Origin of the sequence: Streptosporangium sp. H16, from assembly GCF_051918855.1 — a bacterium.
In the GTDB taxonomy this organism is placed as follows: Bacteria; Actinomycetota; Actinomycetes; order Streptosporangiales; family Streptosporangiaceae; genus Streptosporangium.
On record NZ_JBPXMD010000012.1, the window covers coordinates 1 to 23,139 of the forward strand.

Consider the following 23,139-nt stretch of genomic DNA (forward strand, 5'->3'; position numbering starts at 1 on the left):
CGAACTGGGGAAAGTCAACAAACGACCGAAGTCCCTCACAGCCAAACGCGATCTCAGAGGTTAAACAACAAGCTAAGAGGGTGTTGCTGAACCTCGCCGTCGCTGTTGATCATGCGAGCGATGTGCCACCTGGTGACTCCGACGCGGCTATTCGGCTGAGGACGGCCGGTCCGAGTGCGGTCCCAAGTCGTGCCTGGTGAAGATGGCGATCAGCAGACCGACGGGCAGCCCAGCCTCGTGAAAGTGCTGGTCGAGATGAAGTTCATAGCGGTTGCGCCGACCAACGCGCTCACGTGTGAGAAAGCCCGCCTGCTGCAGGTCGGTCACGATGGCCTGAACCCTGCCTTCGGTGATGCTGGCTGTGTTGGGTTCTTCGGGAGGCGTTTGTCGCTGACTTCGGGAGGCGGTTGGGGGCCGATTCCTTGATCAATGTCGGTGAGTTTTGACGTCACTCCGGGCTGTCTGGGTGGCCGGGCGGTGGCTGTTTGGCGAGGATGTCGTGGGGGGGCAGTAGGTCTCGCAGGGCGCTTCGAGACCCGTTGCGAACCTGAACGCCCCGAGCGCCCGAATCGGTCGCGCGCTCGGTCTGCGGTCTGGTTCGCATCACGACGGTGTTGAGCAGGTGGGATCGGGCGCCGATGAGAAATGGCGCCGACAGTCGTCTAAGTAGACGTCCGGTGAAAACGCGCTGCGCGCATCAAGGGAGAGCAACGAGATGAGACCACTTCGATACTCGATCAACGTCACGCTCGACGGCTGCTGCCATCACGAGGCAGGGCTCCCCCCGGACGAGGAGTCGATGCGTTACTGGACCGCTGAGATGGAGCGAGCCGATGCCCTGCTATTCGGCCGGGTGACCTACGAGATGATGGAGTCGGCGTGGCGGAAGCCGGCCACGGACACGTGGCCTGACTGGATGGATGAGTGGCAGATCCCGTTCGCCGAGACCATCGACCGGGCGAAGAAGTACGTCGTGTCGAGCACGCTGAGCGCGGTCGATTGGAATGCCGATCTGGTGCGAGGCGACTTCGGGCAAGCGGTTCAGCGGCTCAAGCAGGAGTCAGGCGAGGGCCTGTGGGTGGGTGGCGTGACGCTCCCCCTGGCGTTGGCAGATCTGGGACTGATCGACGAGTACGAGTTCCTTGTGCAGCCGGTCCTTGCCGGACACGGACCGACGTTGCTCGCCGGTCTGCGCGAGCGCATCCAGCTCGAGCCCGTGGACCGCCGTGAGTTCCGGTCGGGGGCGGTCGCCCTGCGATACCGGCCCACGCGAGTTACGGCTTGACGTGATTTATCCTGGCACGTTGGCCGCTCCCTCGCGACGGAACGACGGCTCGGAGTCGCGTTGGCCGCGCTGGCCGTGCCCCCGAACGCGCGGACATATCGACGGGGGCATCGCCCCGAGGTGCCGGTAGCGGACAGGGCAAACGTTGCGAATCGCCGTATACAGCTCGACCTTGGTCGCCGATATGCGCATGGGGCCCCCAAACGGGAGAAGCACACCGACTCTCCCACCGCAAGAACCCCACTGCCGTCAAAACTCGGCGACATCACCCCTCACCACACGAAGCCGCCGTCCCTGCCCCAGCAACAAACGCCTCCGCAACTCACGTACATAGCCAGTGATGCCCAGCGTGACAGCGATGTCGCGGATCCGTGCCTCTGGAGCGCGAGCGATCGCGATCAGCACGCGGGCGTGGTGGGTGATGAACGTCCAGGTGCCGCAGCTGTCGTCGGTTGCGTTCACGGGGGTGCGGTCAGGCTTGGTAGCGGCGGGCGGCGGTGTCGGGGGCTGACATCCAGAACGGCAGCGATCTCGTCCCAGGTGGCGCCGGTCGCTCGGTCGGCGGCGACGGCGGCGGCCAGGACGGCGCGGGCCTGGGCGAGCAGGGGCAGGGCGGCGGCGGTGTAGCCGGCGATGGGCCCAAGCTTCCAGCCGGTCTGCTGAGTGGGCGGGGCGAGGTCTTCGGCATGCAGGTCCAGGGCAAGCTTCCCGGCTGCCCGTACGAGGCGTTCGGCCTGGTCGCGGATGTGACGGCGCTGCTTGCGGGTGTCGTCCTGGCGTTGGTGGCGCTGGGTAAGGGGGCGCCAGCGTCTGGCGCGCGTGCGGCCGAAAGCCCACCGGCAGGCGTCGGAGCAGTACTTGCGGGGCTGTCCTCCGCGGCGGTCCGCTGGAGGGGGCAGCGGCGCCTCGCAGTTCAGGCACTGCTCGGTTCGAGATCCCATGAGGACGCTCACCAAAGGGGTTCGTGGTCGCATGGCTGCGGATCAGGCTGTCTCGTTTGCTGGGTTGTGAGACAGGTTGGCCCGCACCGGCGCGGTCACGAAACCCTTCCCCAGGAGGTCCTGGCGCGGGAGCTGCGGGTGAGGCGGCGCGCCATCTGGATGATCGCCGACCAGGTGATCATGATTTCGCTGTGCTGCGGCAGCCGTTCATGGTCGCGGATATTGCGGCGGGCGCGTAGCACCCACGACAGGCTGCGCTCCACCACCCAGCGTTTGGCCAGCACGACAAAGCCCTGGGCGCCGCGCGGCTGGGAAACCACCTTGACGGTGAGGTCCAAGAAGGTGCGCGCCCACTCGATCAGCGATCCCGCGTAGGCGGAGTCGGCCCAGACCAGGGTGATCTCGGGATGGGTCAGGCGCAGCCGGAACAGCAGCTCGCGGGCGCAGTCCCGGTCGGGGGTGTCGGCCGGGGTGACCATCACCATCACCTGAAGCCCATCCGGATCGACCACAAGATGTCGCTTCCTCCCATTGATGCGTTTTGCCGGGTCAAAGCCGCGAGTGGCCTTGCTGACCGTTTCCGATCCCTTCACCGACTGCGAGTCGACGATGAGGGTGACCGCACTAGGGCCTGTTCTTGGTTCGGATCTTTAGGCGGGGTCAAGGCTTCGGATCCGTAAGATGGCGCCTCGCAGGTAGAGTCCGGCGAGGTAGCTTTCCGGCGTCTTATCGAAGCGGAAGGCCAGCCCCCGCCACTCCTTCATCCGGTTGATGCAGCGCTCGGCGGTGTTGCGTTCCTTGTACAGCGCCACATCGTGGCGGATGGGGCGGCCTCCGCGTGAGCCGCGCTTCTTGCGGTTGGCCGCCTGGTCCTTCTTCTCCGGGATGACCGCTCGGATACCGCGCCGACGCAGGTAGAGGCGGTTGGCGCGACAGGAGTAGGCCTTGTCCGCGGCCACCGCGCCGGGCCGGGTGCGGGGCCGGCCGAGCCGGAGGCGGACTTTGATGGCGACTAAAACGGCGATGAAACGAGGACTGTCGGCGGCTTGGCCGGGGGTGAGCAGGAACGACAGCGGACGGCAGTGCCAGTCGGCCGACAGGTGCACCTTGCTGGTCAGTCCACCCCGGGAGCGGCCCAGCTCGGCCGCTTTCAGCCGCACTTGGCGCCGTCGCCGCAGCCTCCGGCGTCCAGCGCGTTCGTCTTCCCCGTCCTCGCCCAGCTTTACGCTTTGGGCTGTTTGCCCCTTCACAGATCCCCTTTTCCTCCTCGGCCGCCTTCTCCAACTCCTGCAGCCGCGCCGGATCGAGAGCCATCCCCGCGGCGTGATGATGAGCGCGAGCCGTCGTGGAGTCCACGCTGACCAGGTCCAGGTCCGCCTGCCCGCGGGCGGCGGCCTCACCGATCATGGCCTCCATCAGGTTCTGCAAGACGCCCGCGACCGCCCACGAACGAAAACGGTCATAGACCGTCGACCATGAGCCGTACTCGGCAGGCAGGTCCCGCCACGGACCACCGACGCGGAAATGCCACATCACGGCGTTGAACTGCCACCGCAGATCCGGGATCGGCCCCCGCTCACCCAGCGGCAGATACGGCTCGACCAAGGCCCACTCATCATCGGTGAGGTCACCACGTGTCATACCCCCTCGCCTATCAGGGCCGGACGGCACCGCGCAGCACAACCTCACGATCTAAACCCAGAACAGGCCCTAAGACAGGGGGACGGTCGCGGGTCGCACGTCCGCTCAGAGGCCTCAGAGCCTCAGGAGCGGTCGGGCGTCTCCCGGGGTTCGGTCACGACCATCATGAACCGTAGCGGCGTGTCCCCCTCGTTGGCGTACCTGTGCGGCCGGTCTGCGCTGAACACGACCGCGTCGCCCGCCTCCACGATGTGGCTCTTGCCGTACACCGAGAGGGTGAGACGCCCCTCGAGGACGGTCAGCATCTCGCGCGTGCCCGGGGGGTGGGCGTCGCCGTCGTGGTGGTCGCCGGGGGCCAGCCGCCAGTCCCACAGCTCCAGGATGGCGGGCGCGTCGGTGCCGACCAGCAGCCGCGCGGTGCTGGACTTTCCGTGCGGGAAGGTGACGACGTCGGCACCGCTGACCACCCGCACCACGGGCGTGTCGGAGACCTCCACCATCCGCGCGACGGTCACCCCGAGCGCGTCGGCGATGCGGGTGAGCGTGCTGATGCTCGGGTTCGTCCTGCCCTGCTCGACCTGGACGAGCATGCCCCGGCTCACTCCCGAGCGCGCGGCGAGCTCGTCGAGGGTCATCTGCCGGTGCGCCCGCTGTGCCCGCACGTTGTTGGCGACCGCGGCGGTGATCGTCTCTGGATCCATGAGTTCAGTCTAGTGAACTCCTTTTGCACTCCATTGCACTTCATATATTGTCCTATCAGTGCAGTCTATTGAACCGAGGTGGAACGTGACGGCTGTGGTGCTGGCGACCGCCTGCGCGCTGGTGTACGGCACCGCGGACTTCCTCGGCGGTCTGGCCACCCGCCGTTCGCGGGTGCTCGCGGTGGTGGTCCTCTCCCAGGGCGCCGGGCTGGCCGTGATCGTCGCGCTGCTGCCGTTCCTGCCGGAGAGACCCACGCCCGCGGCCCTCGCCTGGGGCGCGGTCTCCGGGCTCTGCGGCACGGCGGGGGTCGTGCTGTTCTACCGGGCGCTGGCCACCGGCGTGATGTCGGTGGTCGCGCCGATCACCGCGACCGTCTCGGCGGCACTGCCCGTGCTGTTCGGGCTGGCCGTCGGGGAGCGCCCCGAGCCGGTCGCGCTGGGCGGGGTGGTCCTCGCGCTGCTGGCGGTCCTGCTGGTGAGCCGCGGCTCCTCGGACAGGAAGGCCACCCGGAGGTACGGCCCGATCCTGGTCTCGCTCGCCGCCGGCGCGGGTTTCGGCGGCTTCTTCGTGATCATCGCCCAGGCTCCGGTGGACGGCGGCATGTGGCCGCTGCTCGGAGCGCGCCTGACCTCGGTCGCCATAATCGCCCTGCTGGCCCTGTCCACCGGCCGGGCCCTGCGCCCCGGGCCCGGCACGCTGCGCGTCATCTTCGCGGCCGGGGCGCTCGACATGGCCGCCAATGTGCTTTTCGTGCTCGCCCAGCAGCGCGGCATGCTCAGCCTCGTCGCCGTCCTGGTCTCGCTCTATCCGGCGAGCACCCTGCTGCTCGCCCGCCACTTCCTGGGAGAACGGCTCAACACGGTGCAGGTGGTGGGAATCGGCTTCACTCTCGCCGCGGTCGCGCTGATCGCGTCCGGTTGACACGATGTCGCGAACTGACTCTGTTGTGTTGGGGCCGGACGCTTGTTACGGTCATCCCCGTGCAGCCCGATCGGGCGTTCCTCGACTCCGGCGGGCCGTTCGCGCACACGGCTGTCGCGTACGGTTCCGATTCCGGCTTCCTGCGACTCGTCCAGCCCCTGATCGCCGGCGCCCTCCGCGAGGGCCGGCGGATCCTGGTCGTCGCGGGCGAGCGCGGGCTCGACCTGATCGGTGACGCCTTCGGCGCGGACGCCCGCCTCATCGACCGCCGCCTCGCCGGGAAGTGGTACGCCCACCCGACGCGGACCCTCGCCGCCTTCCATGACTACATCCGGCAGCGGGAACGGCCGCTGGTCCTCGGGGAGCCGGTGTGGTCGGGCTGGACCGAGCGGCAGGCCCGCGAGTGGATCCGCTACGAGTCGGTGCTCAACGCCGCCTTCGCCGGAATCCCGGTCAGCCTGTGGTGCCTGTACGACGAGACGCTGGCGCTCGACCACGTCCTGCACACCCACCCCACGGAGCTGAGCGGCGCCGGCCTGCGGCGGAGCGACCGCTACGTCTCCCCGGAGCGGTTCGCGCTGCCGGGAGACGACCTCCCCCTCCCCAACCCGCCCCCGTCCGCGGTGGTCACCGACTTCACCCTGGAGGAGCTGGGACGGCTGCGCGCGCTCATCACCGACCACGCGCACCGGGTGGGCATGAGGCGCGACCTGGTCGCCTCACTCGTGCTGAGCGTCTCGGAGATGGCGGCCAACAGCGTGGAGCACGGGGCGGGACACGGCCGGGCGACCATGTGGGCGGCCGACGGCGAGATCGTGTGCGAGATCGCCGACTCCGGCGGCGGCGACCTGGACGTCCCGCTGCCCGGCTACCTCCCGCCCGAGCCCGGGTCGCCGCGCGGGTACGGGCTCTGGATCAGCCGCCAGCTCTGCGACCTGGTGCAGGTGCGCGGCGTGGACGGCGAGCTGAGGGTCAGACTCCACATGACGCTGGAGTGACCGTCTCCTCGCCGGGACGGGATGGCCGCCGCTCGCGCGCGTACGGCCCGCGTGAAGCCGTCCCCGTCGGCGAGGAGGCCCTCGGTGCGCGTACGCGTCCCCGTCGGCGGGGAGGCCCCGGATGCGCGTACGGCCCGCACCCGAGGCGGGCGCGGGCCGTACGCGAAGCCGGAAAGACGGGGAGAAACGGGGAAGGAGGCGGGAGAGGGGAGGGGGTCAGGCGGCCTGGACCTCCTCGGACACGCGGAGGCCACCCTCCTCGCGGGCGTAGTCCTCGAGCATGGTGCGGAGCTGGCGCCGGCCCCGGTGGAGGCGGGACATGACCGTGCCGATGGGGGTGCCCATCCGCTCGGCGATCTCCTTGTAGGCGAAGCCCTCGACGTCCGCCAGGTAGACGGCGACCCGGAAGTCCTCGGGCAGGGCGCGCAGGGCGTTCATGACCGCGCTGTCGGGCAGCTGCTCCAGCGCCTCGGTCTCGGCGGACTTGAGACCGCTGGACATGTGGGACTCGGCGGCGGCGAGCTGCCAGTCCTCGATCTCCTCGGTGGCCGAGAGCTTGGGCGAGCGCTGCTTCTTGCGGTAGTCGTTGATGAAGTTGTTGGTCAGGATGCGGTGCAGCCACGCCTTGAGGTTGGTGCCCTCACGGAACTGGTGGTACGAGGTGAAGGCCTTGGTGACGGTCTCCTGGACCAGGTCCTCGGCGTCGGCGGTGTTGCGGGTCAGACGCATCGCTGACGCGTAAAGCTGGCTGGTGACCGGCACGACGTCACGCTCGAACCAGTCCTGGCGCTGCTCTTCCGTCATCGTGATCATTGGACCCCCCTCGTGCTCTTCCCCCCACTACCGCCCGGCAAAGGTACGACGCACCCTTTCTGACGGCGTACTTGATGCTCGCAGGCACCTTGTAAGGGGGCCGTTAAAAGCTCTACGTGGTCAGGGGACTGATCTGTGGCTGTGCCAACGGCGGGTGCGACACGCTCTACAGCCGGACAAGTCTCAGTATCGTAACATCGTTCCCCAGATTCGGTAGAAGGTGTGTCCATCATCACATATGCCCAGGTAGGGGTATCTTTGGGGTTGGGAAAAACGTCGATCGCCACCTCCCCGAAACCCGTTGCCGGATGACCGAAGCCAGCCGCCGGGTCGGGGCCCGCGCCCCGAGAAACTCCGACACCCATCTCCACGTCTCCCCGCTTCCCACGTGTTGGGGACTTAATCTCTTTCTAAGAGACGGGCTGGCACCCCCTTGTGGTTCACCCGGACGCCATCGCCCGGCCTCCTTCCCCCACCGCCCGGTAGACGGCTCCCCGCAGCCTCCCCGCGACCTCCCCACGGGGTCTCGCGGGCCTTCCTACGGGTCTCCCCACGGCCCACCGGACGGCTGGAGCGGTTCGCCGGTCGCGGTCGTCCGGTCTTTCGACGGCGGGCCGCGACAAGCGACGCTTGCCGCGGCTCGCGGACCCGCCGGTGATCACGCGCCGTACGGAAGCGCGAGCAGAGGGTGCCGGGCGGATCGGACGGATCGGGCGGAGGTCAGGCGGCCCTAGCCGGGTCGACCTCGAAGAACTTCGCCAGGTCGTCGAGAATGGAGTGCGCTCCCTGGATGCCGACGGCGGTCATCCAGGTGGTGTCGTTGACGTCGTGCTTGACGCCCTTGAGCCTGCCCCACAGCGGGTTGGCCTCGAACTTCTCCTTGCCCGAGTCGACCGCCGGGTCCTCGTAGGACGAGACGAAGATGTGCTCGGCGTCCAGCTGGGAGATGTTCTCCTGGCTGATCGGGACCATGACGGTGTCGGTCACGGTCGGCTGGTCCTCGGGGCGCGGGAAACCGACGTCCTTCAGCACCAGGCCCGAGTAGGAGTTCTCCACGTACAGGCGGACGGTCGGCTCGCCCGCGAAACGGGCGACGGAGACGGTGGGCAGCTCGCCGTCCTTGGCCTTGATGGACTTGCCGATCTTGGCGGCGCGGTCCTGGTACTCCTTGAGCTTTTGCTCGGCGAGGTCCTCCTTGCCCAGGGCCTCGCCCACGAGCTTGAGGTTGTCCTTCCAGATGGCCCCGGTGGTCTCGCTGAAGACCGTCGGCGCGATCTGCGACAGCTTGTCGTACAGCGCCTCGTGGCGGATCTTGGCGGAGACGATCAGGTCGGGCTTGAGCGCGACGATCCGCTCCAGGCTCGGCTGCTCCAGGGTCCCGACCGACGTGGCCTCCTCGGCGTGGCCGAGGACCGGGGTCAGATACTCGGGAAGCTTGTCCTTCAGCGTCCGGTAACTGGTGAAGCCCACGACGTCGGTCTCCAGGGTCAGCACCGCGTCGACGAAGCTCTGGTCGAGGGCCACGACCCGCTTGGGCTGGGCCGGGATCTCGGTCTCTCCCATGACGTGCTTCACCGTCCGGGGGAACGCCGCAGCGTCGCTCACCGCGGGAGCCGCGGACGCGCCCGCGGTGCCGGAGGTCTCCCCGGCGGTACCGGAGGTGCTCGAACCGCAGGCGGCGAGGCCGCCGGACAGCACCACTCCCGCCACCCCGAGGGCCAGGGCGCGCAACGCTCTCATCTTCATGAATCCTTCCATCAAATTAAGGACAACCTTATTTAGCTTAGCTATACCTAAGCTGACATACTTGCCCCGGGTCCAGTGAGAAAAGAGGAGGTCAGGTGATCAACGCGGTGGTCGTCTCGCGGCCCGCCCCCGGCGCGGGTCTCAGAAAGACCCACCGGCGCCGCCTTTTCGTCCTGGCCGGATTGCTCGCCGTCCTCGTGGTGGCGATCGCGCTGAGCCTCGCGTTCGGCGCCAGACCGGTCCCTCCCGGCGACGTCTGGCACGCGCTCACCGACCCCACCGGCACCGAGAACGACATCGTCGTCCGATCGCTGCGGATCCCCAGGACCGCCATCGGCGTCATGGCCGGGATCGCCCTCGGCGTCGCGGGCGCCCTCATGCAGGGCCACACCCGCAACCCGCTGGCCGACCCGGGCCTGCTCGGCGTCACCCAGGGGGCGGCGTTCGCGATGGTCCTCAGCATCATTGTCCTGGGCGTCACCACCCCGTACGGCTACATCTGGTTCGGTCTCACCGGGGCCCTCCTCGCCAGCGCGGGGGTGTTCGCCCTCGGCATGGCCGGCGGCAGGGGCGGCCCCACCCCGGTGACCCTGGCCCTCGCGGGCACCGCGGTCAGCGCGTTCCTGTACGGACTCACCTCGGCGCTGGTCCTCCTGGACGAGCAGGCCATGGACGTCTTCCGCTTCTGGCAGTCGGGCTCCATCGCGGCCAGGGGCGCGGACGTGGCCTGGCAGGTGCTCCCCTTCATCGCCGTCGGCCTGGTCCTGGCCCTGGTCAACGCGCCCGGCCTGAACGCTCTCTCCCTCGGCGAGGACGTCGCCCGCGCGCTCGGCCAGAACATCACCCTGACCCGCACCGTCGGCATCGCCGCCATCACCCTGCTCAGCGGCGCCTCCGTGGCGGCCTGCGGCGCGCTGGCCTTCATCGGCCTGGTCGTGCCGCACCTGACCCGGCCGCTCTCGGGCCCCGACCACCGCTGGCTGCTGCCGTACTCGGGCCTGGCGGGCGCCGCCGCCCTGCTCCTCGCCGACGTCATCGGCCGCGTGGTGGCCTTCCCCGGTGAGCTGGAGGTGGGCGTGGTCCTCGCCCTCGTCGGGGCGCCGTTCTTCATCATTCTGGTACGACGCAGGAAGCCGGTGCGGCTGTGACCACCTCCACCGCGCCCTCGTCAAGGTCGTCCGCAGAAAGGCGGGCGCTGCGCGTCGGCCCCGCCTCCTGGCCGCTCCGGCCCCGCTCCGCCGTCGCGGCGCTGGTCCTGCTGGTCACCACGGCGCTGTTCATGGCGCTCAACATGCGGCTCGGCGACATCCCGATGAGCGTCCTCGACGTCCTGCGCGCGGTCACCGGCGACGGGCCCGACCATTTCGTGATCATGGAGCTCCGGCTCCCCCGCGCGCTGACCGGCGCCCTCGTCGGCGCGGCGCTCGCCCTGGCCGGGGCGATCACCCAGGCCGTCGCCCGCAACCCGCTGGCCAGCCCCGACATCCTGGGCGTCACCACCGGCGCCAGCGTGACCGTGGTCGCGGTCATCGTGGCGGCGGGAAACACCTGGGGCGGCACCAGCGGCGCCCTCGCCGAGGTGGGCGTCCCCCTCGTGGCCCTGCTGGGCGGCCTGGCCGGCGCGCTCGCCGTCTACCTGCTGGCCTGGCGCAACGGCCTGGACGGCTACCGGCTGGTCCTGGTCGGCATCGGTGTCTCGGCCGTCTGCACCAACCTCAAGTACTGGCTGCTGACCGTCGGCGACGTCAACGACAGCAGCCGGGCCCTGGTCTGGATCAGCGGCTCGCTGCACGGCCGGGGCTGGGAGCACGTGGTTCCGGTCGCGCTCGCGCTCGCCGTCCTCGTCCCGGCGACACTGCTCGGCACCCGCTCGCTGGGCGTGCTGCGCTTCGGCGACGACACCGTGACCGGCCTGGGCGTACGGATGAACCTCGCCAGGGGTGTGCTCATCCTCGCGGCCGTGCTGCTCGCGGCGACGGCGACCGCCTCGGCCGGGCCGATCACGTTCGTCGCCCTGGCCGCCCCGCAGATCGCGCTGCGCCTGGCGGGAGTGGCGCAGCCGCCGCTGGTCGTCTCGGCCCTCACGGGCGCGGCCCTCACCACCGGCGCCGACCTGGTCTCCCGGACCGCGTTCACCCCGATCGAGCTGCCGGTGGGCGTGGTCACCGCGGTCCTCGGCGCCCCGTACCTGATCTATCTCCTCATCCGCGTACGCAGAGAGGCCCGCCAGTGAGACTGCAAGCCGTCGACGTCAGCCTGGGGTACGGGGACCGCGTGGTCGTCGACGGTCTCGACCTCGGGATCGAGGCAGGGACGGTGACCACGATCATCGGGCCGAACGGGTGCGGCAAGTCCACGCTGCTGCGCGCCCTGGGGCGGCTGCTCAAGCCGTCGGGCGGCGAGGTGCTGCTCGACGGCAAGCGCATCGACAGGATGCCCTCCAAGGAGGTCGCCAGGGTCCTGGGCGTGCTGCCGCAGGCCCCGTCGGCACCCGAGGGCCTGACCGTCGCCGACCTGGTCGCCAGGGGACGGCACCCGCACCAGACCTGGTACCGCCAGTGGTCCTCCGACGACGAGTCCGCGGTCGGCGAGGCCCTGGCCATGACCGGCCTGCTCGACCTGGGCGACCGTCCGCTGGACGAGCTGTCCGGCGGGCAACGGCAGCGGGCGTGGATCTCCATGGCCCTCGCCCAGGGCACCGACCTGCTACTCCTCGACGAGCCGACGACCTTCCTCGACCTGGCCCACCAGATCGAGGTGCTGGAGCTGGTGCGCAGGCTCCACGGGGAGCTGAACCGCACCGTGGTGATGGTCCTGCACGACCTCAACCTCGCCGCCCGCTACACCGACCGTCTGGTGGCCATGCGGGACGGCAAGGTCGTCGCCGCGGGTCCTCCGGCCGAGGTGCTCACCGAGGCCCTGCTGGCGGAGGTCTTCGAGCTGGACGCGAAGGTCATCGAGGACCCGGTGGCCGGTACCCCGCTGGTCATCCCCATCGGCACCCTGTCCCAGCAGCCCTCGCGCTGACCCGTCCCACATCCGTCCGGAGGCGTCCGCCGGGGCGGGACCCATCCGTACCGCCCGCGAGCCCGCGCGTCCGCCCGCGCCGCCCCGAGCCGATGACGACGGCGGGGCGAGCGGGACGGAGCGGGCGGTGCGGACTCAGTCTCCGAGGAGCGCGTCCACGAAGACCTCGGGGTCGAACGGCGCCAGGTCGTCGGGTCCCTCACCGAGACCCACCAGCTTGACCGGGACGCCCAGCTCGCGCTGGACGGAGATGATGATGCCGCCCTTGGCGGTGCCGTCGAGCTTGGTCAGGGCGATACCGGTGATGTTGACGACCTCGGCGAACACCTGGGCCTGGCGCATCCCGTTCTGGCCGGTGGTGGCGTCGAGGACGAGCAGGACCTCGTCGACCGTGGCCTTCTTCTCGATGACACGCTTGACCTTGCCGAGCTCGTCCATCAGACCGGTCTTGGTGTGCAGCCGCCCCGCGGTGTCGACGATCACCACGTCGGCCTTCTCGCTGATGCCCTCGGCCACGGCGTCGAAGGCCACCGAGGCGGGGTCGCCGCCCTCGGGGCCGCGTACGACCGCGGCCCCGACACGGTCTCCCCAGGTCTGCAGCTGGTCGGCGGCGGCGGCGCGGAAGGTGTCGGCGGCGCCCAGCACGACCTTGCCGCCGTCACCGATGAGGACGCGTGCCAGCTTGCCTGTGGTGGTGGTCTTGCCGGTGCCGTTGACGCCGACCACGAGGACCACCGCGGGACGCTCGCCGTGCGGCGTGACGTGCAGCGTACGGTCCATGTCGACGCCGATCTGGACGAGCAGCTGCTCCCTGAGCAGGGCGCGCGCCTCCTCGGGCGTCCGGCTGCCCAGCACCTTCACCCGGGTGCGCAGCTCCTCGACCATCGCCCTGGTCGGCGTGACGCCGACGTCGGCGGTGATCAGGGTCTCCTCGATCTCGTCCCAGGCGTCGTCGTCCAGACGGTCGCGGGAGAGCAGCTCCAGGAGCCCCTTGCCCAGCGTGCTCTGTGACCGGGCCAGGCGGGCGCGGAGCCGCACCATCCGTCCGGCGGACGGCGGCGGAACCTCGATCACCGGGGCGACGACGGTGACCTCCGCCGGCTCCACCGGCTTGGCCGGCGGCGGCACGGTGGTCGTCGACGCGTCGTCGTCGACGACCGTGCCCCGGCCCGGGGCCTGCGCCTCCTTGGGGATCGACGGCGCCTGTGGCGGTTCGACCCGCGGCGGCGCGGTCTTGCCCCCCGACCTGAACAGCAGGAGCATGCCGCCCGCCGTCAACAGGGCGATGACGACGATGATCGCGATTATGCCGAGATAGGCTTCCACAAGAGCACAGTTTTCCAGACGCCCCGGGATGCTCCGACACCCCGGTGCTCCGGACCGGCTCGCGGTCTTTCACCAGCGGGCACCATTCGGCCTCGCGAAGCGGCGCCCCCCGAAGAACCGCCCCTTCGCGAACCCGCGAACTCCCGCTCCCCCGAAGATCCGCCTCCCCCGGAAAGCGTCACGGATACCGAACCCCCGAGGCCCCCGGCCCCCGGCCCCCTCGACGGCTCAGACGGACTCGTGTTCCCTCAGGCGTTGGCTGATGACCTGGGTGACGCCGTCCCCGCGCATCGACACGCCGTACAGCGCGTCGGCGATCTCCATGGTGCGCTTCTGGTGGGTGATGATGATGATCTGCGAGGTCTGCCGGAGCTCCTCGAAGAGGGTGAGCAGGCGCTGGGTGTTGGTGTCGTCCAGCGCGGCCTCGACCTCGTCCATCACGTAGAACGGCGAGGGGCGAGCCTTGAAGATGGACACGAGGAACGCCACCGCGGTCAGCGACCGCTCGCCGCCCGACAGCAGCGACAGGCGCTTGACCTTCTTGCCCGGCGGCCGGGCCTCGACCTCGACGCCGGTGGTCAGCATGTTCTCCGGGTCGGTGAGCAGCAGCCTGCCCTCGCCGCCGGGGAACACCCGCGTGAAGATCGTCTCGAACTCGCGGGCCACGTCCGCGAAGGCGGCGCCGAAGACCTGCTCGACCCGGTCGTCGACCTCCTTGACCACCAGCAGCAGGTCACGACGGGTCTTCTTGAGGTCCTCCAGCTGCGAGGTGAGGAACGAGTGCCGCTCCTCGAGCGCCGCGAACTCCTCGAGCGCGAGCGGGTTGACCTTGCCGAGCTGGGCCATCTGGCGGTCGGCCGCCCTGGCCCGCTTGAGCTGCTCGTCACGGTCGTAGGGGACGGGGTCTCCGTCGGCCGTCGGGATCGGCTCGCCGGGGCCGTACTCGGCGATGAGGGTGTCGGCCTCGACGCCGTACTCCTCCACCGCCCGGCCCTCCAGCTGCTCCAGCCGGAGCCGCTGCTCGGTACGGGCCACCTCGCTGCCGTGCGCCCGGTTGACCAGCTTGTCCAGCTCGCCGGAGAGTTCCCGGACACGGATCCTGACGGCCTTGAGAGAGGCGTCGATCTGCCCGCGCGCCCGATCGGCCTCGTCGCGCTCGCCGGCGGCGGCCCCCAGGGAGGTCTCCAGCGCGCGCAGCGCCCGCTCGGCGCCCTGGACGACCGCCTGGGCCGTCCGGGCCTGCCTGCGCCGCCACTCGCGGCGCTCGGCCGCCCTGGAACGCTCCTCGCGCTCACGCTCGGCGGCGCGCGTCAGCTCGTCGGCCCGGCCCTCGATGCCCCTGACCCGCTCCTCCGCCGTCCGCACGGCGAGGCGGACCTCCATCTCGTCCTGCCTGGCCGTCGCGCAGATCTCGGCGAGCTCGTCGCGGAGATCGGTGGTGGGCTCGGTCTCCAGCTCCTCGGAGCCGACGGCCGCGGCGAGCCGCTCCTCCAGCTCGGCGAGACCGGCCGCGTCACGGTCGCGCGCCTCCTCGGCGGCCCGTACGCCCCTGGCCAGGCGCTCGCACTCGTCGCGGGCCGCCTTGGCGGCGGCGCCCAGCCGGGCGAGCCGCTTGGCCACCGCGGCGACCTGCTGGTCGGCGTCACGCTGCCTCGCCCTGACCCGGTCCAGGGCGGCCTGTGCCGCGTTGACCCCGGCCTGCGCGTTCTGCACGCCCGTCTGGGCCTCGGCGACCCGCGCCTGGGCGGTCTCGACCGCGAGCTGCGCCTCCGCCTCGGCCTCGGCGGTCTCCTCCAGCTCCGTTCCCGCCAGCTCGGCGGCGACCCTGGCCTCGGCCAGGTCGGCGGCGGCCTCGTCGAGGGCGGCCCGCATCTGGAGCACGGAGGTGCCGCCCGCCGAGCCTCCCCCGGCGGTGTGGGTGCCCAGAAGGTCGCCGGACCGGGTGACGGCCCGCAGCGCGGGGCGCTGCTCGACCGCCTTCCTCGCGGTCGCGAGATCGTCCACGACCAGCACGTCCGCGAGCAGGTGGGTGGCGGCGGCCCGCAGCTCGGCGGAGACCGTGACCAGGTCGATCGCCCACTCGGCTCCGGCCAGCGGCACCGGGCCCGGCGAGCCCGCCGCGCCCGCGCCCGCCTCAGCCGAGGCGATGACGAGGGTGGCGTGGCCGCCGTCGTGGCCCCTGAGGAACTCGATCGCGTCGGCGGCGCTCTGCAGCGACTCCACGGCGACGGCCTCAGCCGCGGCCCCGAGCACGGCCGCGACGGCCACCTCGGCACCGGGCCGCACGGACAGCATCGTCGCCACCGGGCCGAGCACCCCGGCCAGGTCGGCGGCGAGCAGCGCGGCGGCGCCGTCGGCGCCACCGGCCAGGCCCATCTCCAGCGCCTCGAACCTGGCCTCGAGAGCGGCCACCTGGCGCTGCGCCTGCTGGTCGGTCTTGCGGGCGGCGGCCAGGGCGGCCCGAGCGGCGCCGAGCGCGGAGTTCGGGCCCGCGACGGCCGCCTTGGCCTCCTCGACCCTGGCCCTGGCCAGCTCGACGGACTCCCGGGCCTGCTCGACCGTCTCCAGGGCGATCTCCAGCTCCTCGGCGAGGGCGGGGTCGGCGGACGGCTCGGCACGTTCCTGGCCGTCGTGCTCGGCCTGGGCCTCCTCGGCGCGCTGCTCGGCCTCCTCCAGCGAACGCCGCAGCCTGCCGATCTCCTCCTCGGCGGCCCCCGCCCGGCTGCGCGCGGCGCCGACCTGGCCCCTCAGCCTGGCCAGGCCCTCGCGCCGGTCCGCGGCGGCCCTCGCCTCCGCGGCCAGCCTCCGCTCCTCGGCGGCGAGCGCGGCCTCGGTCTCGGCGCGCCGGGCCACCGCTCCGGCGAGCGACTCCCGCTCCCCTTCGAGCAGCTCGGCCAGGACCCGCTCCTGCTCGCGGACCTCCTCGGCCTCGCGCTCGAAGTCCTCGGGGTCGCGCCCGCGCCGCTCCACGGCGGTGTCGGTGGCGTTCCGGTGCCGCTCGGCGGCGAGCCCGGCCAGGCCCCTGAGGCGCTCGCGGAGTGAGGAGAGGCGGAAGAACGCCTCCTGGGCGGCGGCCAGGCGCGGCTGGGCCTCGGCCTCGGCGGCCTCCAGCTCGGACTCGGCGACCTGGCCCTGCTCCAGCTCGGCCTCCACCGCGGCGCGGCGGGTGAGGACGGCGGCCTCGTCGGCCATCTCCCGCTCCAGGGTGGTCCGCAGGGTGAGCACGTCGTCGGCGAGCAGCCGGAGCCTGGCGTCGCGCAGGTCGGCCTGGATGACGGCGGCCTTGCGGGCGATCTCGGCCTGGCGGCCCAGCGGTTTGAGCTGGCGGCGCAGCTCGGTGGTGAGGTCCTGGACCCGGGTCATGTTGGCCTGCATGGCGTCGAGCTTCCGCAGCGCCTTCTCCTTGCGCTTGCGGTGCTTCAGGACGCCCGCGGCCTCCTCGATGAACGCCCTGCGCTCCTCGGGCCCCGCGTGCAGCACCTGGTCGAGCTGGCCCTGCCCGACGATGACGTGCATCTCGCGGCCGATGCCGGAGTCGGACAGCAGCTCCTGGATGTCGAGCAGGCGGCAGGTGTCGCCGTTGATGGCGTACTCGCTCTGGCCCGCCCGGAACATCAGGCGGCTGATCGTCACCTCGGTGTATTCGATCGGGAGCATGCCGTCGGTGTTGTCGATGGTCAGCGTGACCTCGGCGCGTCCCAGCGGGGCCCGCGAGGAGGTGCCGGCGAAGATGACGTCCTCCATCTTGCCGCCGCGCAGCGACTTGGCGCTGTGCTCGCCCATCACCCAGGCCAGGGCGTCGACCACGTTGGACTTGCCGGAGCCGTTGGGGCCGACGACGGCGGTGATGCCCGGTTCGAACCGGAGAGTGGTGGCGGAGGCGAAGGATTTGAACCCGCGCAGGGTAAGGGTCTTGAGATACAACGAAACCCCCCATTCGCGGCGCGGCCGCGCCGGCCGGCGTGTCACACGCCGTGTCCCGGGCGCCGATGAACGCGTCTTGCCTTGTCAGCCCACGGTCAGCCCACGGTCAGCCCACGGCTTCGGTCACGCGGGAAGACTACCGTTCTTCACCCGCGCCCGCCCGCGCACCGCCTATGGTGCCCTGCATGGACGCGGAACGCGGTGGGGGCGAGGCTCCATCACACCCATCGGGCGGCAGGGGTCACCTCAGGCGGCGCGCCTTCCTCGTGGGCGGCGGGCTGGCCGCGCTCGGCCTCGGTGGCGCCGCCTTGGCGGCCGGGCCGGAGGGCTTCCGTGACGCGTACGCCCAGATCGTCTGCGGCGCGGTCCCCGAGCCTCCGGTGACCTCGCCTGGAACGCTCCAGCGGAGCCGGGTCGACCGGCGGCGCGTGATCGTCGGGATGCCGCCGGGGGCGGGTGACGGGCTCCCCGTGGTGATCATGCTTCACGGCGCGGCCGGTGACGCGCGCACGCCGTTCGACGTCTACGCGATCGACCGCTACCTGGCCGCGGGCGGCGGGCGCTTCGCGGTGGCCTCCATCGACGACTGGCCCTCCGCCGACATCCCGGGCACGCTGCTGCCGTACCTGAACACGAACGGGATGGACACCGCGAAGATCGGGCTGATGGGCTGGTCCGCCGGGGGCGCCGGGGCACTGAGACTGGCCGCGGAGCTGGGCCCCGAGCAGGTGGGGGCGGTCGTCGCGGCGTCGCCCACGGTGAGCGCGGCTCAGGCGCCGCTGCGCGAGCTCGTGGACATCCCGGTCTGGCTGGGGTGCGGCGAGCGGGACGCATGGGCCAGGCAGACCCAGACCATGCTGAAGGGCCTGAAGGCCCTGGGCGCCACGGCCGAAGGAGGGATTACCGAAGGGTGCCAGGACACGGCCTACCGCCGCAGGGTGTTACCCGAGCAGCTGGCCTTCCTGGCACGACATATAGGACGCACGTGACGGCTGCGACAGCTGTGACGTGCGTATCGATATGACAAGGGACGCCCCTACGAGGCGTCCCTGGACAGTGTGTTCCGCCCCGGCCCCGTTAGGTGAGGGCCGGCTCGCGATCCTGCAGACGGTTGAACTCCTCGTCGCGGGTGCCGGCCGCGAGTTCGTCGTTCTGGGCCTGGAGCCGGGTGAGCTCTCCCTCGAGATCACGGATGCGCTGCTGGAGGCGACGCATTTCCGAGACCATACGAGGGTCGGGACCGCCGACGTGGCCGAGTAGAGCCTTCGCCATAGTAAAGGGTCCTCCACGCTGAGTGACCAGACTGGTTCGCGCACTTCTTTACCGCGGGAGGGGTGCGCGTGGTTCTTTATCAAGAGTCGCACCGGTGAGGGAGACGGTCAAGTTGAACGCTCCGGATGGATGCACCAGTAGGCACTCTCGACGGTCAACTATACCTTATTTTGGGCGGTTTGGGGAAGTGGTCAGCGCTCGACAAAACCCTGGAGGCCGTCTTTGGTCTCGCTCCAGCGTTCGACGACCCCCTCGACCCGTCCGGGTGTGCTCCCGCCCCTAAGCAGGTCGAGCAGCGTCGCGCACGACTTCTCGGGGCCCTGCGCGACCACCTCCACCCGGCCGTCGCCGGTGTTGCGCGCCCAGCCGGTCAGGCCGAGTTCGAGCGCCCTGGCACGCGTCCACCAGCGGAAACCCACGCCCTGCACGTGTCCCCTGACCCAGGCCGTCAGCCGTACGTCCGTCATGCCACGTCCCCTCTCGGCCTGGGCTGGCAGCGGGGGCAACTGTAGGAGGAACGGTTCATGAACGACTCGCGGACGATCGGGGTGCCGCACCGGGGGCAGGGCTCGTCGCGCCGACCGTAAACCGCGAGGGAACGGTCGAAGTAACCGCTCTCGCCATTGACATTCACGTAAAGACTGTCGAAGGATGTGCCGCCCTCGGACAGGGCGGCGGACATCACCTCCCGGGCCGCGGCCAGCAGCTCGGCCACCTTCGGCCGGGTCAGCGTCGCGGTGGGGCGGGAGCCGTGCAGCCCAGCCCGCCAGAGGGCCTCGTCGGCGTAGATGTTGCCGACGCCGCTGATCAGCGACTGGTCCAGGAGCGCCCGCTTGACCTCGGTCTGGCGGGCGCGCAGCCGGTGGGCGAAGCCGTCGTCGTCGAAGTTCTTCTCGAACGGGTCGGCGGCGATGTGCGCGATCGGCTCGGGCACCGCGCGGCCACCGGCCTGCGTCATGCCGGTCACCAGCACGTGGCCGAAGGTCCGCTGGTCGACGAAGCGCAGCTCGGGACCGCCGTCGGTGAAGCCGATCCGGACCCGCAGGTGCCTCTCCGGCGCCGAGTCCGGCTCCACGACCAGCAGCTGGCCGCTCATCCCGAGGTGCGCCAGGATCGCGTCGGAGCCGCCCAGGGGCAGCCAGAGGTATTTGCCCCTGCGCTCGGCGGGACCGACCGTGCGGCCCTCCATGCGGGCGGAGAACTCCACGGCGCCGGGGACGTGCCGCCTGATCGCCCTCGGGTGGAGCACCTCGGCTCGGGCGACGACCCGGCCGGAGACCCACCGCTCCAGGCCGCGGCGTACCACCTCGACCTCCGGCAGCTCGGGCATGCGTCCCTCCTCGAACGACTCGGGCGACTCGGCCGACCGGTCAGCCGGCCTCGCGCCTCTCGCGGTTGTCGCGGATGCGGTTCCAGGCGGCCTCGGCGGCCTGCTGCTCGGCTTCCTTCTTCGAGCGTCCGGATCCCGAGCCGTAGGCCTCGCCGCCGACGCGGACGACCGCGGTGAAGGACTTGGCGTGGTCGGGGCCGCTCTCCTCGACATGGTATTCGGGCACGCCGAGCGACTCGGACGCGGTGAGCTCCTGCAGGGAGGTCTTCCAGTCGAGCCCGGCGCCGAGCGAGGCGGATCGGGTGATGAGCGGGTCGAAGAGCAGGTGGACGACGCGGAACGCCTCGTCCAGGCCCCTGTTCACGTAGACCGCTCCGATGAGCGCCTCGAGGGTGTCGGCGAGGATCGAGGACTTGTCGCGACCCCCCGTACCCTCCTCGCCCCGGCCCAGCCGCAGGAAGCGGCCCAGGCCCAGCGAGCGGGCCACGTCGGCGAGGGCGCGCATGTTGACCACCGCGGCCCTGAGCTTGGCCAGCTGCCCCTCGGGCAGGTCCGGGTGGTTGCGGTAGAGGGTGTCGGTGACGACCAGGCCGAGCACCGAGTCGCCGAGGAACTCCAGGCGCTCGTTGGTCGGCAGGCCGCCGTTCTCGTACGCGTAGGAGCGGTGCGTCAGCGCCCGCTCCAGGATGGCGACGTCAAGGCGCACCAGAAGGAGGCGCTCCAGCTCTTCCTTGACGAACTCGACGGCGACAGGCTTGACGCTCGTACCCACGACTTCTCCTCGCACGTTCTCTCAGCGAATGCGCGATGGCGAAGGAAGGAACGAGAGATGCCCGAAGATGTGGTGGGCGCCGGGAGGGCACGCGTTCTACCGCGAACCCCGGCGTCCACCACAGCCGCGGGCGGACCGCCATCGCAGGGGGTGCAGACGGTGACGCCGACCGGGGCCAGTGGAGGACCCGGCCGGCATCCGTCGGTCAGAATGCGATCAGGCGGAGGGCTCGATCACCTGACGGCGGTTGTAAGTGCCGCAGGTCGGACACGCCACGTGCGGACGCTTCGGCGAGCGGCACTGGGGGCAGCTCACGAGCGAAACCGCGGCGGCCTTCCACTGCGACCTGCGGGAGCGAGTATTGCTCCGCGACATCTTGCGCTTGGGGACAGCCACGTCAGCTCTCCTGATCGTTGTTATGTTCCGGAATCAGACCTTGCAGCTTCGCCCAGCGGGCGTCGACAACCTCGTGGCCGTGGCCAGGCTCGGCATCGGCCAGCCTGACCCCGCACTCCACGCAGAGCCCGGTGCAGTCTTCGCTGCAGACCGGGCTCAACGGCAGTGTGAGCACCACCGCGTCGCGAAACACGGGCTCGAGGTCGAGAAGCTCACCGTCGAGAAGCGAGTCACTCTCGGCAGCATCCTCTGCCGAGTAGAAGAACAGCTCCTGGAAGTCCACCTCGGTTCGTGAGATGACCGGTTCCAGGCAGCGTGCGCACTCCCCCCGCAGCGGGGCTTGCGCAGTGCCCGTGACGAGCACACCCTCCATGACCGCCTCAAGCCGGATGTCCAGCTCGACGTCGGCGTCCTTGGGGACGCCGATCATGTCGACGCCGATGTCCGCCGGTGCCGGGAGAGCGAGATTCATCCTGCGCATCGACCCTGGTCGCCGCCCCAGGTCATGGGTCGAGATCACCCATGGGGCTCGGGGGTCAAGGTGCTGAGTCATTCCGCTCTCATTAGGCATGGCGCATCATCGCCGTCGTGCAAGGCCGAAATAAGAGAATAGCAGGGCCTAGCCCCTGAGCCGTTCGACCAGGAGTTCCTGCACAAGATCAGGTACCAGCCCGGCCACGTTCCCGCCGTACTTGACGATCTCCTTGATCCGGCTGGACGACAGGAAGGAGACCTCGGGGCCGGTGGCCATGAAGAGGGTCTCCACCCCGGACATCCGGTAGTTGAGCTGTGCCATCTGGAGCTCGTAGTCGAAGTCGCTGACCGCGCGCAGGCCCTTCACGATGGCGGGGATCTCCTGCTGCCTGCAGTAGTCGACCAGGAGGCCGTGGAACTTGTCCACGCGGACGTTCCCGTACTCCTTGGTGACCGTCTGGAGCGTCTGGATGCGCTCCTCCACCGTGAACAGGCTCTTCTTCTCGATATTGATCAGTACGGCCACGACGACCTCGTCGTACTGCCGGGAAGCCCGGCCGATGATGTCCAGATGACCGTTCGTGACGGGATCGAACGATCCCGGACAGACAACGCGACGCAAGGCGGACCCCCTGCTCTAAGGATTCCCGGCGGCGCGACCGTACCAAACGGACGCTTCGCCATAACGACGGACCCTCTCCTCTTCGTACCCCGGGGGCCAGACCAGATCCTTGCCCCTGCTCTCCCGCTCCACGGCGACCAGCGCGTCCTCGGCCAGCCAGCCCCGGTCGCGCAGCAGCCCGAGCACCGTCTCGACCTCCTCGGCGCCCAGCGCGTACGGCGGGTCGGCGAGGACGAGGTCGTACGGTTCCCCGGCGGTTCCGGTGTCCCCGGGGCCGCCGGGGCCTCTGGCGAGCAGCCGCTCCACCCGGTCGGCGGCGACCTCCGCCCCCGGAAGGCCCAGCGAGGCCACGTTCTGCCTGATCGTCCGGATCGCCCTGGCGTCCGACTCCACGAGAAGCGCGTGGCCGGCGCCCCGGGAGAGCGCCTCGAGCCCGAGCGCCCCGGAGCCCGCGTAGAGGTCGAGCACCCGGCACCCTTCCAGCGTGCCGATCAGCGACCCCACGGTGGAGAAGATCCCCTCCCTGGCCCGGTCGCTGGTGGGGCGTGTCCCCCGTCCCGGCGGCACGGCCAGCCGCCGTCCTCCTGCGCTTCCCGCGATGACTCGGCTCACCCGGCCATCCTCTCAGTGCCGTTTCAGTGCCGGTCCCGCCGCCGTCCGCGCTCCCGCCCCGAGGGCGCCGTGCGCAGCACCGGCGTGTCGCGACGCATCACATAACCGCAGGTCAAAAGGGTCCTGGTAGGTGATCTAGGTCAAGAGTGGGCAAGGAGTGGCGACGAAAGCGTAAGGGTCGTTCCGTCCGGTGCCGGTCCCTTGCATGATGATTCCTGCGGCCTCCAAGTGACCCAGGGGGAGGCCGACCGGCGTGATCGTGAGCCCTTCCGCACGCCGGTGCTCTCGGCACCTGACCCGGGAGTGGGCCCAAGCGGGGACGGCATTCGGGGGGAGG

23 protein-coding genes and 2 pseudogenes are annotated in these 23,139 nt (G+C 70.5%); 7 read left to right on the forward strand and 18 right to left on the reverse strand.

Annotated features, from left to right (window positions below; translation table 11 throughout):
• Positions 1 to 147 precede the first annotated feature (147 nt).
• Positions 148 to 327, reverse strand: a complete 180-nt coding sequence (locus ACTOQ2_RS20985; RefSeq protein WP_355394884.1) for a hypothetical protein — start codon at positions 325 to 327, stop codon at positions 148 to 150.
• Between the two features lie 388 nt (positions 328 to 715).
• Between ACTOQ2_RS20985 and ACTOQ2_RS20990 the strand changes: the two genes are divergently transcribed.
• Positions 716 to 1,285: a dihydrofolate reductase family protein gene (locus ACTOQ2_RS20990; protein WP_440101519.1), complete on the forward strand. Its 570-nt coding sequence runs from the start codon at positions 716 to 718 to the stop codon at positions 1,283 to 1,285.
• A gap of 249 nt (positions 1,286 to 1,534) precedes the next feature.
• Here ACTOQ2_RS20990 and ACTOQ2_RS20995 read toward each other — a convergent pair whose 3' ends face one another.
• The 5 genes and pseudogenes from ACTOQ2_RS20995 to ACTOQ2_RS21015 form a co-directional block, all read right to left on the reverse strand.
• Positions 1,535 to 1,747, reverse strand: a complete 213-nt coding sequence (locus tag ACTOQ2_RS20995) for a hypothetical protein (protein ID WP_355394890.1) — start codon at positions 1,745 to 1,747, stop codon at positions 1,535 to 1,537.
• Positions 1,744 to 2,226, reverse strand: a complete 483-nt coding sequence (locus ACTOQ2_RS21000; RefSeq protein ID WP_440101522.1) for a hypothetical protein — start codon at positions 2,224 to 2,226, stop codon at positions 1,744 to 1,746. Before ACTOQ2_RS21000 ends, ACTOQ2_RS20995 begins: the two co-directional genes overlap by 4 nt.
• A gap of 104 nt (positions 2,227 to 2,330) precedes the next feature.
• A pseudogene (locus ACTOQ2_RS21005) lies at positions 2,331 to 2,876 on the reverse strand (transposase); the annotation flags it as partial.
• Positions 2,877 to 3,867: pseudogene (locus tag ACTOQ2_RS21010) on the reverse strand (IS5 family transposase).
• Positions 3,868 to 3,989: 122 nt separating this feature from the next.
• A complete protein-coding gene (locus ACTOQ2_RS21015; RefSeq protein ID WP_440101524.1) occupies positions 3,990 to 4,568 on the reverse strand; it encodes a helix-turn-helix domain-containing protein in 579 nt (192 codons plus the stop codon).
• 58 nt (positions 4,569 to 4,626) lie between these two features.
• Between ACTOQ2_RS21015 and ACTOQ2_RS21020 the strand changes: the two genes are divergently transcribed.
• Positions 4,627 to 5,490, forward strand: coding sequence for an EamA family transporter (locus ACTOQ2_RS21020; RefSeq protein WP_440101526.1), 864 nt, complete (start codon positions 4,627 to 4,629; stop codon positions 5,488 to 5,490).
• A gap of 59 nt (positions 5,491 to 5,549) precedes the next feature.
• Positions 5,550 to 6,488: an anti-sigma factor RsbA family regulatory protein gene (locus tag ACTOQ2_RS21025; protein ID WP_440101528.1), complete on the forward strand. Its 939-nt coding sequence runs from the start codon at positions 5,550 to 5,552 to the stop codon at positions 6,486 to 6,488.
• 216 nt (positions 6,489 to 6,704) lie between these two features.
• On the opposite strand, the gene ACTOQ2_RS21030 is transcribed toward ACTOQ2_RS21025, so the two are convergent.
• Positions 6,705 to 7,301 (reverse strand): sigma-70 family RNA polymerase sigma factor, encoded by a 597-nt coding sequence (locus ACTOQ2_RS21030; protein WP_362693591.1) that lies wholly within the window; start codon positions 7,299 to 7,301, stop codon positions 6,705 to 6,707.
• Positions 7,302 to 8,021: 720 nt separating this feature from the next.
• Positions 8,022 to 9,041: an ABC transporter substrate-binding protein gene (locus ACTOQ2_RS21035; RefSeq protein WP_440101531.1), complete on the reverse strand. Its 1,020-nt coding sequence runs from the start codon at positions 9,039 to 9,041 to the stop codon at positions 8,022 to 8,024.
• Positions 9,042 to 9,142: 101 nt separating this feature from the next.
• Here ACTOQ2_RS21035 and ACTOQ2_RS21040 point away from each other — a divergent pair, with 101 nt between their 5' ends.
• From ACTOQ2_RS21040 to ACTOQ2_RS21050, 3 genes are read left to right on the forward strand one after another with little or no spacing between them, the layout of a single operon-like run.
• Positions 9,143 to 10,195 carry a FecCD family ABC transporter permease gene (locus tag ACTOQ2_RS21040; RefSeq protein ID WP_440101533.1) on the forward strand — a complete coding sequence of 351 codons (1,053 nt, stop codon included), beginning with the start codon at positions 9,143 to 9,145 and terminating at the stop codon, positions 10,193 to 10,195.
• The gene (locus ACTOQ2_RS21045; protein ID WP_440101535.1) at positions 10,192 to 11,280 is read left to right on the forward strand and encodes a FecCD family ABC transporter permease; all 1,089 of its coding nucleotides are present in this window, start codon (positions 10,192 to 10,194) and stop codon (positions 11,278 to 11,280) included. Before ACTOQ2_RS21040 ends, ACTOQ2_RS21045 begins: the two co-directional genes overlap by 4 nt.
• Entirely contained in the window at positions 11,277 to 12,074 is a 798-nt protein-coding gene (locus tag ACTOQ2_RS21050; protein ID WP_440101537.1) for an ABC transporter ATP-binding protein, read from the forward strand. The genes ACTOQ2_RS21045 and ACTOQ2_RS21050 overlap by 4 nt, the downstream gene beginning before the upstream one ends.
• 135 nt (positions 12,075 to 12,209) lie before the next feature.
• On the opposite strand, the gene ftsY is transcribed toward ACTOQ2_RS21050, so the two are convergent.
• Positions 12,210 to 13,400: a signal recognition particle-docking protein FtsY gene (gene ftsY / locus ACTOQ2_RS21055; RefSeq protein ID WP_440101539.1), complete on the reverse strand. Its 1,191-nt coding sequence runs from the start codon at positions 13,398 to 13,400 to the stop codon at positions 12,210 to 12,212.
• A gap of 228 nt (positions 13,401 to 13,628) precedes the next feature.
• Positions 13,629 to 17,324, reverse strand: a complete 3,696-nt coding sequence (smc, locus tag ACTOQ2_RS21060) for a chromosome segregation protein SMC (RefSeq protein WP_440101541.1) — start codon at positions 17,322 to 17,324, stop codon at positions 13,629 to 13,631.
• Between the two features lie 185 nt (positions 17,325 to 17,509).
• Here smc and ACTOQ2_RS21065 point away from each other — a divergent pair, with 185 nt between their 5' ends.
• On the forward strand, positions 17,510 to 18,313 hold the full coding sequence (locus ACTOQ2_RS21065; RefSeq protein WP_440069026.1) for an alpha/beta hydrolase-fold protein: 804 nt from the start codon (positions 17,510 to 17,512) through the stop codon (positions 18,311 to 18,313).
• An 88-nt stretch (positions 18,314 to 18,401) separates the two neighbouring features.
• Here the strand turns inward: ACTOQ2_RS21065 and ACTOQ2_RS21070 are convergent, their stop codons facing one another.
• From ACTOQ2_RS21070 to rsmD, 8 genes are all read right to left on the reverse strand, one after another.
• Complete coding sequence (locus ACTOQ2_RS21070) at positions 18,402 to 18,596, reverse strand: hypothetical protein (protein ID WP_344748163.1); 195 nt, start codon at positions 18,594 to 18,596, stop codon at positions 18,402 to 18,404.
• 191 nt (positions 18,597 to 18,787) lie between these two features.
• Positions 18,788 to 19,063 (reverse strand): acylphosphatase, encoded by a 276-nt coding sequence (locus tag ACTOQ2_RS21075; protein ID WP_440101543.1) that lies wholly within the window; start codon positions 19,061 to 19,063, stop codon positions 18,788 to 18,790.
• Positions 19,060 to 19,926, reverse strand: a complete 867-nt coding sequence (mutM, locus tag ACTOQ2_RS21080; RefSeq protein WP_440101545.1) for a bifunctional DNA-formamidopyrimidine glycosylase/DNA-(apurinic or apyrimidinic site) lyase — start codon at positions 19,924 to 19,926, stop codon at positions 19,060 to 19,062. Before mutM ends, ACTOQ2_RS21075 begins: the two co-directional genes overlap by 4 nt.
• A 40-nt stretch (positions 19,927 to 19,966) precedes the next feature.
• Positions 19,967 to 20,650 carry a ribonuclease III gene (rnc, locus tag ACTOQ2_RS21085; RefSeq protein WP_440069341.1) on the reverse strand — a complete coding sequence of 228 codons (684 nt, stop codon included), beginning with the start codon at positions 20,648 to 20,650 and terminating at the stop codon, positions 19,967 to 19,969.
• A gap of 264 nt (positions 20,651 to 20,914) precedes the next feature.
• Positions 20,915 to 21,094 carry a 50S ribosomal protein L32 gene (gene rpmF / locus ACTOQ2_RS21090; protein WP_012894381.1) on the reverse strand — a complete coding sequence of 60 codons (180 nt, stop codon included), beginning with the start codon at positions 21,092 to 21,094 and terminating at the stop codon, positions 20,915 to 20,917.
• A gap of 1 nt (position 21,095) precedes the next feature.
• Positions 21,096 to 21,647: a YceD family protein gene (locus tag ACTOQ2_RS21095; RefSeq protein WP_440101547.1), complete on the reverse strand. Its 552-nt coding sequence runs from the start codon at positions 21,645 to 21,647 to the stop codon at positions 21,096 to 21,098.
• Positions 21,648 to 21,713: 66 nt separating this feature from the next.
• Positions 21,714 to 22,190 (reverse strand): pantetheine-phosphate adenylyltransferase, encoded by a 477-nt coding sequence (gene coaD / locus ACTOQ2_RS21100; RefSeq protein ID WP_329085210.1) that lies wholly within the window; start codon positions 22,188 to 22,190, stop codon positions 21,714 to 21,716.
• Positions 22,191 to 22,205: 15 nt separating this feature from the next.
• The gene (rsmD, locus tag ACTOQ2_RS21105; RefSeq protein ID WP_440101549.1) at positions 22,206 to 22,802 is read right to left on the reverse strand and encodes a 16S rRNA (guanine(966)-N(2))-methyltransferase RsmD; all 597 of its coding nucleotides are present in this window, start codon (positions 22,800 to 22,802) and stop codon (positions 22,206 to 22,208) included.
• Positions 22,803 to 23,139: the final 337 nt, after the last annotated feature.